General features: G+C 61.9%; 15 protein-coding genes and 1 pseudogene. 6 read left to right on the forward strand and 10 right to left on the reverse strand.

Features of this window, described 5'->3' with window-relative positions; genetic code table 11:
- From purU to B4E36_RS05995, 6 genes and pseudogenes are all read left to right on the forward strand, one after another.
- A pseudogene (gene purU, locus B4E36_RS05970) lies at nucleotides 1-208 on the forward strand (formyltetrahydrofolate deformylase); the annotation flags it as partial.
- 544 nt (nucleotides 209-752) lie between these two features.
- Nucleotides 753-959, forward strand: coding sequence for a hypothetical protein (locus B4E36_RS05975; protein ID WP_033409558.1), 207 nt, complete (start codon nucleotides 753-755; stop codon nucleotides 957-959).
- Between the two features lie 39 nt (nucleotides 960-998).
- Complete coding sequence (locus B4E36_RS05980) at nucleotides 999-1,376, forward strand: DUF883 family protein (RefSeq protein WP_292051815.1); 378 nt, start codon at nucleotides 999-1,001, stop codon at nucleotides 1,374-1,376.
- Between the two features lie 36 nt (nucleotides 1,377-1,412).
- Nucleotides 1,413-1,799 (forward strand): hypothetical protein, encoded by a 387-nt coding sequence (locus B4E36_RS05985; RefSeq protein WP_230720202.1) that lies wholly within the window; start codon nucleotides 1,413-1,415, stop codon nucleotides 1,797-1,799.
- A 68-nt stretch (nucleotides 1,800-1,867) separates the two neighbouring features.
- Nucleotides 1,868-2,686: an aldo/keto reductase gene (locus B4E36_RS05990; RefSeq protein ID WP_292051819.1), complete on the forward strand. Its 819-nt coding sequence runs from the start codon at nucleotides 1,868-1,870 to the stop codon at nucleotides 2,684-2,686.
- Nucleotides 2,687-2,825: 139 nt separating this feature from the next.
- Nucleotides 2,826-3,098 (forward strand): usg protein, encoded by a 273-nt coding sequence (locus tag B4E36_RS05995; RefSeq protein ID WP_018063505.1) that lies wholly within the window; start codon nucleotides 2,826-2,828, stop codon nucleotides 3,096-3,098.
- Here B4E36_RS05995 and B4E36_RS06000 read toward each other — a convergent pair whose 3' ends face one another.
- From B4E36_RS06000 to msrA, 10 genes are all read right to left on the reverse strand, one after another.
- A complete protein-coding gene (locus tag B4E36_RS06000; RefSeq protein ID WP_292051828.1) occupies nucleotides 3,099-3,623 on the reverse strand; it encodes a hypothetical protein in 525 nt (174 codons plus the stop codon).
- 35 nt (nucleotides 3,624-3,658) lie between these two features.
- On the reverse strand, nucleotides 3,659-4,987 hold the full coding sequence (gene deoA, locus B4E36_RS06005; protein ID WP_292051831.1) for a thymidine phosphorylase: 1,329 nt from the start codon (nucleotides 4,985-4,987) through the stop codon (nucleotides 3,659-3,661).
- Nucleotides 4,988-4,993: 6 nt separating this feature from the next.
- Nucleotides 4,994-5,767 (reverse strand): deoxyribose-phosphate aldolase, encoded by a 774-nt coding sequence (gene deoC / locus B4E36_RS06010; RefSeq protein WP_018063508.1) that lies wholly within the window; start codon nucleotides 5,765-5,767, stop codon nucleotides 4,994-4,996.
- Between the two features lie 3 nt (nucleotides 5,768-5,770).
- Nucleotides 5,771-6,565, reverse strand: a complete 795-nt coding sequence (locus B4E36_RS06015; protein ID WP_292051834.1) for a purine-nucleoside phosphorylase — start codon at nucleotides 6,563-6,565, stop codon at nucleotides 5,771-5,773.
- Nucleotides 6,562-6,960 carry a cytidine deaminase gene (gene cdd / locus B4E36_RS06020; protein ID WP_345900112.1) on the reverse strand — a complete coding sequence of 133 codons (399 nt, stop codon included), beginning with the start codon at nucleotides 6,958-6,960 and terminating at the stop codon, nucleotides 6,562-6,564. The genes B4E36_RS06015 and cdd overlap by 4 nt, the downstream gene beginning before the upstream one ends.
- A 1-nt stretch (nucleotide 6,961) precedes the next feature.
- Complete coding sequence (locus B4E36_RS06025; RefSeq protein WP_292051839.1) at nucleotides 6,962-7,933, reverse strand: ABC transporter permease; 972 nt, start codon at nucleotides 7,931-7,933, stop codon at nucleotides 6,962-6,964.
- A 3-nt stretch (nucleotides 7,934-7,936) separates the two neighbouring features.
- Nucleotides 7,937-9,049: an ABC transporter permease gene (locus B4E36_RS06030; RefSeq protein WP_292051841.1), complete on the reverse strand. Its 1,113-nt coding sequence runs from the start codon at nucleotides 9,047-9,049 to the stop codon at nucleotides 7,937-7,939.
- A gap of 7 nt (nucleotides 9,050-9,056) precedes the next feature.
- Nucleotides 9,057-10,562 (reverse strand): ABC transporter ATP-binding protein, encoded by a 1,506-nt coding sequence (locus tag B4E36_RS06035; RefSeq protein WP_018063513.1) that lies wholly within the window; start codon nucleotides 10,560-10,562, stop codon nucleotides 9,057-9,059.
- A gap of 135 nt (nucleotides 10,563-10,697) precedes the next feature.
- Nucleotides 10,698-11,690, reverse strand: coding sequence for a BMP family lipoprotein (locus B4E36_RS06040; RefSeq protein WP_292051842.1), 993 nt, complete (start codon nucleotides 11,688-11,690; stop codon nucleotides 10,698-10,700).
- Between the two features lie 234 nt (nucleotides 11,691-11,924).
- A complete protein-coding gene (msrA, locus tag B4E36_RS06045; protein ID WP_292051844.1) occupies nucleotides 11,925-12,575 on the reverse strand; it encodes a peptide-methionine (S)-S-oxide reductase MsrA in 651 nt (216 codons plus the stop codon).
- Between the last annotated feature and the right edge of the window lie 339 nt (nucleotides 12,576-12,914).

The raw sequence follows: 12,914 nt of genomic DNA on the forward strand, positions 1-12,914 counted from the left end.
CGAGGGGCCGATCATCGAGCAGGAAACGGTGCGCATCACCCATGCCCAGAGCCCGGACGACTATGTGGCCCTCGGGCGCGACGTCGAAGCGCTGGTTCTGGCTCGCGCCATCCATGCCCATATCCATCATCGGGTGTTCATCAACGGCAACCGCACGGTGATTTTTGCCCCATCCGCGGGCTCCTACGCCTCCGAGCGGATGGGCTGAGGCCCGTCCCGCATCGCGGTCATAATTCAGGCTGCACCCAGGGATTGTATTTGTTGACGGACGGTCAATTTTATCGGCCGGGCCCTTGTTCGCCGTTTGCCCCGCGCTATCTATGGGAAGGCGGAGGATTGCGGACCCCATCGGTGCTTTCGCCCGGAAAATAAATTTCAATTTTTCGAGCGATTGTGTCATGAATTTGAAGAATATCCTCATTATCGGTAAAATATAACTCTGGTATTCGTGGTCAGCTTTGGCTATCACGATAACTGGAGTGCGGCTCTGTGCCGCTTCAAGGAGAGGAGGCGTTCGATGCCCGTCGAGATGGATACTTTAGAAATCACTCAACGCCGACATCTCAATTATGTCCTGTTTTGCGTCTGTCGTTCGAAAGGCAGTGCGGCCTGACCCATCCACCGGGAGCTTTGCTTCGGCTTTGCCTTGAGGGGTACCCGGTTTCATATGCGTCAGACTGCACACGCAGGTTGAAAACATACGTCTAGAACATAAGAGGCCGGCCGCTTTTCAAGGGTCGGAGGTGCATTTCATGAAAAAGCAGATGGTTGAATTCGCCGGCCAGCCGGTCGGCATCGTCATCCCCGAAAACGGTCGCTTGAAGTTCGTGGCGGTGAAGTTTCACGTGCACGGTCTCGATGGCCGCCTGTACGAGACAATGGAAGAACTGCGCCTTGCCATCCGGACCCATGTGGAAGCTTTCTATCGTGAAGGGCCTGATCAGGCTCTGGCGGGCTGATTTTCGCGTTCGCTGTTGCTTTGATCTGGAACAAGGATCATGCTCGGGCGTTATCGTAAGGAAGTAGCCGAATTTCAGGAGTTCACAATGGTAGCCAATAAATCGACGGAATCGCAGGCGGGCAAGACGACGGAAGCCGACATTCAGGCTCAGATTGATCAGTTACGCGGCGACATTGCCGAGTTGACGAAGCTGATCGGCACTCTTGGCAATCAGAAAGCCTCTGAAGCGCGCGTCAAGGCCGAGAAGTTTCGCGACGATGCAATCAAGAGCGGCCAGGACGCTTACGATCGCGCCCGCGACGAGGCCGTGTCCTTCGAGGAAGATGTTGAGGATCACATCCGCAGCCGTCCGCTTCAGTCGATCCTGATGGCTGCCGGTTTCGGATTTCTGATGGCGCTCCTGACGCGGCGCTAGATGATGGATCGGCTCATATCACTCGTGGCGGCCGCCATGGCAGTGGATGGCCGCATCATTGCGCGTTCAGCAAAGCGTAACGCGGTTGTCGCCGTTATTCTGTTCTTCCTGTTTCTCGCCGCATTCGTGAGCGGCGTGGCAGCGCTTGCCATCTATCTTGCGGAAAAGTTCGGCCCTCTCGGCGCCACCCTGACGATCGCCATCGCCTCGCTCGCGCTGGCGATGTTCGTCCTCGCCTATGCGATGATGATGAACCGCATGGAGCGACGACGGTTCCGCGCGGCGAAATATGCGACCGAGGAGATGCTTCAGAGCGTCGTTGGCGTCGTGCCGACCATGATTAACCAGAAGCCGATCACGGGCGTTGCCTCCATCGCGGCGCTCGCCTTCGTGCTGATGCGCGCTTACCAGAAAAAGAAGTGAACACGGAACGAATGGCAGGCGGCGGGGCGACCCGGCGCCTTTCGTTTGCGTGTTCGCGGGAATGACACATGACCATGAAAACGATCAACGGCATACCGCAAATGGGCTTCGGTACCTGGAAGCGGAAGGACAGCGAGGCCTATGATACGGTGATCGCCGCTCTTGAGGCCGGCTACCGCCATATCGACACCGCCCAGGCCTATGACAATGAAACCGAAGTCGGCAATGCGATTTCCGATTCCGGCTTCACGCCCGCGGATATTTTCGTCACCACCAAGGTGTGGATCGACAATTATGGCCCGGCTTCCTTCCGGCCGAGCGTGGAGGAGAGCCTTGCGCGGCTCAGGGTAGACAAGCTCGACCTTCTCCTGCTGCACTGGCCCGGCCGTCCCGATGGGCCCGCCTTCGAGGACTATATCGGTGAACTCGCCGCCGTCTATGACGATGGCCTGACCAGGCGCATCGGCGTGTCCAACTTTAACACGACCCTGCTTGCGGAAGCCGCGCGCCTTCTCGGCGATCGCAAGATTTCGACCAACCAGGTTGAGTGCCACGTGTTCAACCAGAACAGGGTCGTGGCCGATTACTGTCGGGCGCACGATATCGCGCTCACGGCTTATTCCCCTCTCGCACAGGGCACGGTCTCCGGCAATCCGATCCTGAAGGAAGTGGCGGACGCCCATGAGACCGGGGAGGGCGTCATCGCGCTCGCCTTCCTTATGGCGGAAGGCCATGTGGTGATCCCGACTTCGAGCCGCCCCGAACGGGTGAAGTCCAATCTGGATGCGGCATCCATCCGGCTTTCCGGCGAGGAGGTCATGCGCATCCGCGAGCTCGACGCCGGCATGCGGATGATCGATCCGGAATGGGCGCCGGAGTGGGACTGAGCCTTTCGGATCTGTTGGCAGCACTCAAGGTGAAGTGCTGCCAACATATTGAATTTATTTATTAAAACGAAATTTTCAGATTGAAGCCGCCGGCAAAATACGTCAGCCTCTGATATTGTCAACGACAATGAGGTGGACCATGAAACTTGCATCGGACTTCGAATTGCAGCTTGCCGGCTATGGGCTCACGACAGCGCATATCCTCTACCGCCTGCCGGATTTCGAAAGCCTGCTTCAGACCTATGTCTGGCAGGACTACGATCTCGCCCCCGATTTTCCCGAGATGCACAAGTTTCTCGACTTCTGGAAAGAGAAACTCGACGGGCCGCTGCATTCCGTCCGTTACGCCCACAGACGGCTGATCGGCCCCAATGAATGGCGTCAGGTGTCAGGGGAATTCACGATCCACTGATCAATCACCGGCATCGATAACCGCCTGCAACTGCTCTTTGGCTGACAGCATCAAACCGATGGGATTGATCGCGACGATATCGTCGATCCGCGCTTCGCCATTCTCCTCAACCATAGAGAAACGCGCGGTCGAATAGGTCTGGTACTCGGGCGCATCGCCCACGCAGGCCAGCGTCTGGAACCGCACGGTGACATGAAACACGTCGTCGTCTATCGGTTTCGGCGGCGAGATCGTCACGTTTTCGAGCGGGCATCCGTCCTGAGCATTGGTCACGACATCATAGTCGAAGGGCGAACCGGCCTCCTTGGCATAGGGCGTCTTCATCGCCTCGGCATAGCGCATCTGGAAATCCGCGCTGAACAGGCGCGAGAGACGGTCCTCGGTGAACAAGGCCTGATAGTCGGCCGGATCCGTGGCCCAATTGTTTTCCGTCACGGCCATGACGTCGCGAACGGGATCCGTCGGCTCGGCGGCAAGCGCCGGCGCGGCGAAAACCAGAATGGCGAACAGGGCTTTGAGAGACATTGGACCGACCTTCTGCTGGAGCGCGGTCTTTCACACTATAGATCGTTGTCGCTTACGTCGACCCGGTCCAGCACCAGCGGCCGCTCTGCGGGCGGATTATCCTCGATCGCGATGGCCGCGCGCAGCGTTGCGGCGGCAGCCTGCCAGCCTTCCTCGGTGGCGGCATGGACGAGGGCGAGCGGCTCACCTGCGGACACCTCGGCGCCGAGCGGCCTCAGCGCGGAATAGCCGATGCTGTGGTCGATGCGGTCCGTCGGACGCTGCCGCCCGCCGCCAAGCGACACCACGCTCATGCCGATCGCCCTGGCGTCGCAGGCGGCAAGATAGCCGGAGGAGGGGGCTTCGACCGGGCGGATGATCGTGGCCTTGGGAAGGTAGCTTTCCCAGCGTTCGACGAAATCCGCCGGGCCGCCAAGGCCTGCCACCATCCTGCCGAAGGTATCCAGCGCCATGCCGCTCGTCAGCGTTTCGCGGGCTATTTCGCGCGCGCGGTCACGGTCTTCGGCAAGGCCGGCATTGGCGATCATCTCGGCGGCGAAGGCGAGCACCACGGTTTCAAGCCGCGTTCCGGATTTCTCGCCCCTCAGGAACGACAGCGCGTTTTCGATCTCGACCGCATTGCCGACGGCATCGGCGAGCGGCTCGTTCATATCGGTGACGAGCGCCGTGGTGGCAAGCCCAGCGCCGTTGGCGACCCGCACCAGAAGGCGGGCGAGCGCTCTGGCGTCATCGGGATCGGTCATGAACGCGCCATTGCCGAATTTCACGTCGAGCACCAGCGTTTGCAGCCCGGCGGCGAGCTTTTTCGACAGGATCGACGAGACGATCAGCGGCATGGATTCCACCGTGGCCGTGACATCGCGGATGGCGTAGAGCCGCTTGTCGGCCGGGGCCAGCTCCGCCGTCTGGCCGATGATCGCGCAGCCGGTTTCGTTGATGACCCGGCGCAGCGTGGCTTCGTCGGGGCTTATGTTGTACCCCGGTATCGATTCCAGCTTGTCGAGCGTGCCGCCGGAGGGGCCGAGCCCCCGGCCCGAGATCATCGGCACGGCAAGGCCTGCGGCGGCGGCGATTGGTGCGAGCATCAGCGAGACATTGTCGCCGATGCCGCCGGTCGAATGCTTGTCGGCGATCGGGCGGTCGATGCCGGGCCATGAAAGAACATGGCCGGAATCGCGCATGGCCAGCGTCAGCGCCACGGTCTCCGCCTCGTCCATGCCGCGGAAGAACACGGCCATGGCGAAGGCGGCGGCCTGGGCCTCTGATAGTGTCTCATCGCTGAGCGCACGCACGAAAGCGGCGATCTCCTCGCCCGAGAGCGTCAACCCGTCGCGCTTCCTGCGGATGATCTCCTGGGCGAGCATGGGCTCTCAATACCCGCTGGACGCCGCGCTCGACTGCTTGCCGTCCAGCACGGCCTGGATGTCGTTCAGAAGGCCGGATGCGCCGAAGCGGAAGGTGGTGGGCATCACCCAGCCCTCGCCCATCACGGTTTCGGCGAGGCTCAGATAGAGCTGGGCGTCGCGAACCGATGAAATGCCGCCGGCGGGCTTGATGCCAACCTTGCGGTCGGTCTGGCGGATGACGCCGAGCATGATGTCGGCGGCTTCCAGCGTGGCGTTGATCTTGACCTTGCCGGTGGAGGTCTTGATGAAGTCCGCGCCCTCGGCGATCGCCAGTTCCGCGGCCTTGCGGATCAGGCCGGCATCGGCGAGCTCGCCGGTTTCGAGGATCACCTTAAGCAGCACCGGTTCGCGGCAGAGAAAGCGCACGGCGCGGATCATCTCGCTGACGGCCCATTCATTGCCGGCTTTCAGCTTGGCATAGGGGATCACGAGATCGATTTCGTCGGCACCGTCGCGGATCGCCTGTTCGGTCTGCTCTTCCACGGCCGAGATCGACATGTCGCCCGCGGGAAAATTCACCACGGTCGCGATCTTGATCAGGTGGTCGGGGCCGAGCATCTGCCGGGCAAGGCTGACGAAACGCGGCCAGATGCAGATCGCCGCCGGCGTGCCGTAGGGCGTATGGGCGCGCTCCAGCAGCGTCTCGATATCCTTGTCAGTGCAGTCGTCGTTCAGATTGGTCAGGTCAAGCAGCGAAAGCGAGACCGACGCGGCCTCCTGAAGCGTATGGTGTTTCATGGCTTACCCCTTGCCGATCGCGCGCTTGACGATGGCGGCCAGTTTGCGGCCGCCGATCGGCGCCATTTTCTTGGTTTCGTCATGGCCAAGCTCCCCCTGGCTCATGCCGGCCCCGAAATTCGTGATCACCGAGGCCGCCGCGACCTTCATACCCAGAAAGCGCGCCAGAATGACCTCGGGGACCGTCGACATGCCCACCGCGTCGGCGCCGAGCACCCTGGCCATGCGGATCTCAGCCGGCGTTTCGAAGCTCGGTCCTGAAAACCACATATATGTGCCTTCCGCAAGTATTATGTCGAGACCGGCCGCCGCCCGGCGCATGGCGTCGGCAAGTTCGCGGTCATAGGCACGGCTCATACCGGTGAACCGCCGGTCGGAGGTCTCGCCGATCAGCGGGTTCATGCCGGAGTAATTGATGTGGTCGGTAATCAGCATCACCGAGCCGGGCGGCATGTTCTCATGCAGCGATCCGGCCGCATTGCTGAGGAACAGGTTCTCGACGCCGAGCGCCGCCAGCGTTTCCAGCGGAAGGCGCATCGCCGCCGCGTCGCCCTGCTCGTAATAGTGTACGCGGCCGGACAGCACGATCACCGGCGTGCCGGCAAGCAGCCCGGCAACAAGACTGCCATGATGGCCGCTGACCGCGCCAACCGGAAAACCGGGCAGTTCCGAAAAGGCAAAGCGCGTCGGATTTTCGATCTCGTCCGCCAGCCCGCCAAGGCCGGAGCCGAGCACGATCGCATGGCGCGGCGAAAGTTCGCCGAGCGCCTCCTTCAGCAGAAGCGCTGCCTCGGTCATCCGATGTCCTCGGTGTCGAAGGCGTGGGGCAGCAGGCCGCCGACGGTCACGGTTTCGCGCACGCCGGTATCGTCGCAGAGATAGACCTTAGCGCCGGCATCGGAAAATTCGGCAAGCTTCTGGCGACAGCCGCCGCAGGGCGAGCACAGCGCGAGACGCGGCGCATAGACGGCGACGGACTCGATCTTCGTCGCGCCGCCCATGATCATGTGGCCGATCGCAACGCCCTCGGCGCAGATGCCTTCCGGATAGGCGAGGTTTTCGACATTGGCCCCGGCATAGACCTCGCCGTCCTCGGCGAGGATCGCCGCGCCCACCGGAAATTTCGAATAGGGCGAATAGGATTTGGCGCTGGCCGCGCGCGCGGCCGCAAACAGATCGGCTGGCGTCGTCATATTAGCGCTCCTTGGTATAGGGCACGCCGCCGGCCTTGGGCGGGCGGGCGGTGCCGATGAAACCCGCCAAGAGGACGCAGGTGAGGATATAGGGCATGGCCTGGAACACCTGCACCGGCACCTCGCCGATCAGCGGCATGGACTTGCCCTGCATGAAATTGGAAAACGCTTCGAGGAAACCGAACAGCAGGCAGGCAAACATTACCGGAACCGGCTTCCATTTGGCGAAGATCAGCGCTGCGAGCGCGATATAGCCCTTGCCGGCCGACATGTTGTTGATGAACGAAGCCGATTGCGCGATCGCGAGATAGGTGCCGGAAAAGCCGCACAGCAGGCCGGCCAGGATCGCCGCCCGGTATCTCAGCCAGGTCACCGAAATGCCGGCGGTATCGACCGCGCCGGGGTTCTCGCCAACGGCGCGCAGGCGCAGGCCGAACCGGGTCTTGTAGACCACCCACCACACGACCGGCACGGTGATGAACGCGATATAGACGAGGATATTGTTGCCGGAAAGGACGTCGGCATAGAGCTTGCCGAAAAAGCCCATCTGGCTCGCGGCTTCCGCGCCCGGGAAATCGATGCCGGTGAAGCGGGCGCTGTTTTCAAGCTGCGGCGTGCGTCCGCCCTGGCGGAACCAGGCATTGCCGAGCACCACGGTCAGCCCCGCCGCCACGAAATTGAGCGCGACGCCCGAGACGATCTGGTTGCCGCGCGCGGTGATCGAGGCGTAGCCGTGAACAAGGCTGAAGACGATCGAGATCAGGATACCGCCGAGCAGCCCGAGCCATGGCGAGCCAGTGTAATAGGCGACGACGGCGGCCGCAAAGGCCGAGGCCAGCATCTTGCCTTCAAGCCCGATGTCGAAAATGCCGGAGCGTTCCGAAAACAGCCCCGCAAGCGCTGTAAAGATCAGCGGAATGGAAAGGCGGATGGTCGAGCCCAGCATGCCGATGATGATGTCGATGCTCTGCATGGCTCAGGCCTCCGCCATCATCTGTCGTCTGGAAAACACCTTGGCCAGTGCCGGCCGGTAGAGGAATTCCAGAGCGCCCGCAAACAGGATGACCAGACCCTGGATCATCACGATCATGTCGCGGGTGATCTGCGGCATCATGAAGGAAAGCTGGGCGCCGCCCTGATAGAGAATGCCGAACAGGATCGCGGCGATCACGATGCCGAGCGGATGGTTGCGGCCCATCAGCGACACGGCGATGCCGACAAAGCCCGCGCCGCCGACGAACTCCACCTGCAGGCGGTCGGCCGAGCCCATCACCACATTGAGCGCCATCATGCCGGCAAGCCCGCCGGACAGCAGCATGGTGACGATGACCGTGCGGGCATAGGGAATGCCGGCATAGGTGGCGGCCGACTTGCTCATGCCGAGCGCGCGCACCGAATAACCGAATTTGGTGCGCCAGATCAGGAACCAGACGGCAACGCCCATGACAAGCGCGATGATGAAGGAGACGTTGAGCGGCGCGGGACCAAGCCTGGATCCGAACATCGCCATCAGCCAGTCGAGGTTCGGCAGCTGGCCGCCGGGGGCAAAGCCGCGGGTTTCCGGCGACATCGCGCCGGCGGGCTTCAGCACATGCACCAGCAGATAGACCATCAGCGCGGCGCCGATGAAATTGAACATGATCGTGGTGATCACGATATGGCTGCCGCGCTTGGCCTGCAGCCAGGCCGGAATGAAGGCCCAGGCCGCGCCGAATATTCCCGCGCCCAGAACGGCAAAGGGCATGGTTACGTACCAGGGCACGTAATTGCCGAGCGACAATGCCACCAGCGCGCAGCCAAGCCCGCCGACATAGGCCTGGCCCTCCGAGCCGATATTGAACAGGCCGGCGTGATAGGCCATCGCCACCGAAAGCCCGGTGAAGATGAAGTTGGTCGCATAAAACAGCGTGAAGCCGATGCCCATGCCGCTGCCGAGCGCGCCGTTGATGAGAATGCCGAGCGCCTCGAACGGGTTCTGGCCGATCAGCCAGATCACGATGCCGGATATCACCAGCGCCGTGACGAGGTTGAGCAGTGGCATCAGCAGGAATGTGACCCAGGAGGGCAGGGGCGTGTTGGCGGCGCTCATGACGACCTCAAGATGCTATCCCGGCCATCATCAGGCCGAGTTTCTGTTCGTCCGCCGCCGGCGTGGTTTCGCCGACCACCTCGCCGGCGAACATCACCAGTATGCGGTCGGCAAGACCGCGGATTTCGTCCAGCTCAACGGATACAAGCAGCACCGCCTTGCCGCTGTCGCGCATATCGATGATGCGGCGGTGGATGAACTCGATCGCGCCGATATCGACGCCGCGGGTCGGCTGGCCGACGAGCAGGATGTCCGGATCGCGCTCGATCTCGCGGGCGACCACGATCTTCTGCTGGTTGCCGCCGGAGAAATTGGCGGTCTTCAGCATCGGATTTGGCGGACGGATATCGTATTTCTCGATCTTTTCGCGGGCATCCTCCAGGATCGCCTGGCGGTCGAGCACCCCGGCGCGGCCGTATTTCTCAAGATGATGATAGCCGAGAATATTGTTCTCGCGCTCCTCGAACGGCAGGATTAGCCCCATATGGTGGCGGTCCTCTGGGATATGGGCAACGCCCGCGTGCCGGATCCGGGCCGGATCGGCATGAACCACCTTCTTGCCATCGATCCAGATTTCCCCGGAATGCGGCTTGCGGATGCCCGAAAGCGCTTCCAGAAGCTCCGACTGGCCGTTGCCGGCCACGCCGGCAATCCCGACGATCTCGCCCTTGCGCACATCGAAGGAGACGTTTTTGACCATCGGCACGCCGCGCCCGTCATGAACGGTGAGATTGCGCACCGAAAGCGCGACGTCGCCCGGATTGGCCTCGCCCTTTTCCACGCGCAGCAGCACGCGGCGGCCGACCATCAGTTCGGCAAGCTCCTCCACCGTCGTCTCGGCGGTGTCGCGGGTGGCCACCATCTCGCCGCGGCGCATGACGGAGACCTTGTCGGTGATCGCCATGATCTCGCGCAGCTTGTGGGTGATCAGGATGATGGTCTTGCCCTGATCGCGCAGCATGCCGAGAATGCGGAACAGGTGATCGGCTTCCGATGGCGTCAGCACGCCGGTCGGCTCGTCGAGGATCAGGATTTCGGCGCCCCGAAACATCGCCTTCAGGATTTCCACGCGCTGCTGCAGGCCGACCGGCAATTCCTCGATCACGGCGTCGGGGTCGACCTCCAGGCCGTATTCCTCCTCGAGCCGCTTCAGTTCCTTGCGGGCAGCGCTCGCGCCCTTGGCGAGCAGCGCGCCGCCCTCCGCGCCGAGCATGATGTTTTCCAGAACGGTGAAATCCTCCACCAGCATGAAGTGCTGATGCACCATGCCGATGCCGGCATCGATCGCGACATCGGTGTCGGCGATCACCAGTTTCTCGCCATTCACCCTGATTTCACCGTTATCGGCCTGATAGAAGCCGTAGAGGATCGACATCAGCGTGGACTTGCCCGCCCCGTTTTCGCCGATGATGCCGTGGATCGTGCCCTTCTCAACCGTGAGATTGATGTCCTTGTTGGCATGGACCGGGCCAAAGCTTTTGTCGATGCCGATGAGTTCGATCGCGGGGCTCAAATGCTGTTACTCTCCAACAAGTCTTGCCATGGCCATTGAAAGGCAGGCTGGCGCCGCCCGCCGATGTAAAAAGCGCGGGGCGAAAGTCAAAAGGCGGGCGTCTGCGACACGCGCAGACGCCCGCCATGGTTCACATCAATAGGGGCAGGTATTGTCGACGGCGTAGTCGTGGACCTCGATCTCGCCGGAGATGATGCCTTCCTTGGCCTTTTCGACGGCGGCCATCATCTCTTCGGTGATCAGCGCCTTGTTGTTGTCGTCATAGGCCCAACCCACGCCGTCCTCGGCGACGCCGAGGCTGTTGACGCCGGCCTCGAAGGTGCCGTCCTGGCTGCCCTTGAAAGCGTCATAGACGGCATTGTCGACGCGCTTGACCATCGAGGTCAGAACCGAGCCGGGATGAACGTAGTTCTGGTTGGAATCGACGCCGATCGAATATTTCTCGGCATCGGCGGCGGCCTGCAATACGCCAAGGCCGGAGGCGCCGGCTGCCGCATAGATCACGTCGGCGCCCTGGTCCATCTGGTTCTTGGTAAGCTCGCCGGCCTTGACCGGGTCGTTCCAGGCAGCACCGGTGGTGCCGACGAAATTGCGCAGCACCTTGACGTTTTCATTGGCCGCATGGGCGCCCTGGGCATAACCGCAGCCGAACTTGTGGATCAGCGGGATATCCATGCCGCCGACAAAGCCGACCGTGCCGGTTTCCGATTTCATCGCGCCGAGAAGGCCGACCAGGTAGGAGCCCTGCTCTTCCTTGAAGACGACGGACTGGACGTTCGGCGCCTCGATCACGTCATCGACGATGTAGAACTCGGTATCGGGGAACTGCGGCGCGATCTTTTCGACAGCCGACTTCCACGCAAACGACAGCGCCACGACCGGGTTGAAGCCCATCGAGGCGAAATTCAGGATCGCCTGTTCGCCCTGGGCGTCGCCGGTGGGTTCGAAATCGCGGTATTCAACGCCGGTGTCGGCCTTGAACTTCTCGGCGCCGTTATAGGCGGATTCATTGAAGGATTTGTCGAACTTGCCGCCCGTGCCGTAGACCAGCGCCGGTTTGAAATCGGCGGCCAGCGCGGTGGTCGACATGGCGGCTACAGCCATAAGGCTCAAAATGGTCTTCTTCATATCGCAGCTCTGTTCCCTGTGCGTGAAACCCTGAGATCCCGGCCCCTGTCCGGGAAGGTTGCCGGCGCGCAATGGCCGACCCTGCCATCATCGTTGCACGGCTCAGACAAAATTTCATCACAAAATTTGCCCGAAGGGTAAAAAACGGCGCGGGGTTATCAACAGGGCAGGACGAACGAAAAGGGAGCGCGAACGCTCCCTCCTGCGACATCGTTTGGCGGCAAGCCGGTAAGGTCAGCCGATCGGGCAGGAGACGCCGGTGCCCCTGAGGCCGCAATAGCCGGCGGGGTTCTTCGCCAGATATTGCTGGTGATAATCCTCGGCCGGGTAGAATGCGCCGGCCTTTGCGATTTCGGTGGTGATCGCACCGCCGCGCCCGCTTTGCTTCAGGGCGGACTGGAAGCGGTCGCGCACGCGTTCCGCAAGCTCCAGGTCGTCCTCGTCCTCAAGGTAGATCGCGGAGCGATAGGTCGTGCCGATATCATTGCCCTGGCGCATGCCCTGGGTCGGATCGTGGGCCTCGAAGAAGATCGCAAGCAATTGTTCAAGGCTCACCTGTTGCGGATCGTAGACCACGCGCACCACCTCGGTGTGGCCGGTCAACCCGGTGCAGGTTTCCTCATAGGTCGGGTTGGGCGTGATCCCGCCGGAATAACCGGCCACGGTCACATAGACGCCCGGCGTCTGCCACAACAGCCGTTCCGCGCCCCAGAAGCACCCCATGCCGAGCATCACTTCCTTCAGGTGATCGGGATAGGGCGGGGCGAGCGGACGGCCGTTGACGAAGTGTTCGTGCGCCGTGGGGATCGGTTCGGCGCGGCCGGGCAGCGCGGTCTCAGCCGTCGGCAGCGTGGTCTTTTCCTTTTTCAGGGTCGAGAGAAACATCTGATTCTCCTTTGAACGGGTGGGCCGGAGGCGCAATTCCTTGCCTGCGCGGGCCCGGCAATGCATGTGCATTAGATAAGCATGGAAACGGACGGACACAAGTTCCGGTTCCACAGCCGGGCGGCGGAGCCGCGCAATTGTCGACCGCTCGCAATCATTTCAGGAAACTGACAAATTCGGGTTGATCATCGCGCCTTCATCGGTATATATCGCGCCGTTCCCGCCGTTCGGTTTCGCCGAAGCAGGCATCGAACGGACAGGTGGCCGAGTGGTTGAAGGCGCTCCCCTGCTAAGGGAGTAGAGGGGCAACCCTCTCGTGGGTTCGAATCCCATCCTGTC

The organism is Martelella sp. UBA3392 (genome assembly GCF_002358775.1).
Taxonomy (GTDB): domain Bacteria; phylum Pseudomonadota; class Alphaproteobacteria; order Rhizobiales; family Rhizobiaceae; genus Martelella; species Martelella mediterranea.

What these genes read in the sequence shown, in the direction of transcription:
- B4E36_RS05975 (WP_033409558.1), top strand. Translation starts at nt 753, where the DNA reads ATGAAAAAGCAGATGGTTGAATTCGCCGGCCAGCCGGTCGGCATCGTC.
- B4E36_RS05980 (WP_292051815.1), top strand. Translation starts at nt 999, where the DNA reads ATGCTCGGGCGTTATCGTAAGGAAGTAGCCGAATTTCAGGAGTTCACA.
- B4E36_RS05985 (WP_230720202.1), top strand. Translation starts at nt 1,413, where the DNA reads ATGGCAGTGGATGGCCGCATCATTGCGCGTTCAGCAAAGCGTAACGCG.
- B4E36_RS05990 (WP_292051819.1), top strand. Translation starts at nt 1,868, where the DNA reads ATGACCATGAAAACGATCAACGGCATACCGCAAATGGGCTTCGGTACC.
- B4E36_RS05995 (WP_018063505.1), top strand. Translation starts at nt 2,826, where the DNA reads ATGAAACTTGCATCGGACTTCGAATTGCAGCTTGCCGGCTATGGGCTC.
- B4E36_RS06000 (WP_292051828.1), bottom strand. Translation starts at nt 3,623, where the DNA reads ATGTCTCTCAAAGCCCTGTTCGCCATTCTGGTTTTCGCCGCGCCGGCG.
- deoA (WP_292051831.1), bottom strand. Translation starts at nt 4,987, where the DNA reads ATGCTCGCCCAGGAGATCATCCGCAGGAAGCGCGACGGGTTGACGCTC.
- deoC (WP_018063508.1), bottom strand. Translation starts at nt 5,767, where the DNA reads ATGAAACACCATACGCTTCAGGAGGCCGCGTCGGTCTCGCTTTCGCTG.
- B4E36_RS06015 (WP_292051834.1), bottom strand. Translation starts at nt 6,565, where the DNA reads ATGACCGAGGCAGCGCTTCTGCTGAAGGAGGCGCTCGGCGAACTTTCG.
- cdd (WP_345900112.1), bottom strand. Translation starts at nt 6,960, where the DNA reads ATGACGACGCCAGCCGATCTGTTTGCGGCCGCGCGCGCGGCCAGCGCC.
- B4E36_RS06025 (WP_292051839.1), bottom strand. Translation starts at nt 7,933, where the DNA reads ATGCAGAGCATCGACATCATCATCGGCATGCTGGGCTCGACCATCCGC.
- B4E36_RS06030 (WP_292051841.1), bottom strand. Translation starts at nt 9,049, where the DNA reads ATGAGCGCCGCCAACACGCCCCTGCCCTCCTGGGTCACATTCCTGCTG.
- B4E36_RS06040 (WP_292051842.1), bottom strand. Translation starts at nt 11,690, where the DNA reads ATGAAGAAGACCATTTTGAGCCTTATGGCTGTAGCCGCCATGTCGACC.
- msrA (WP_292051844.1), bottom strand. Translation starts at nt 12,575, where the DNA reads ATGTTTCTCTCGACCCTGAAAAAGGAAAAGACCACGCTGCCGACGGCT.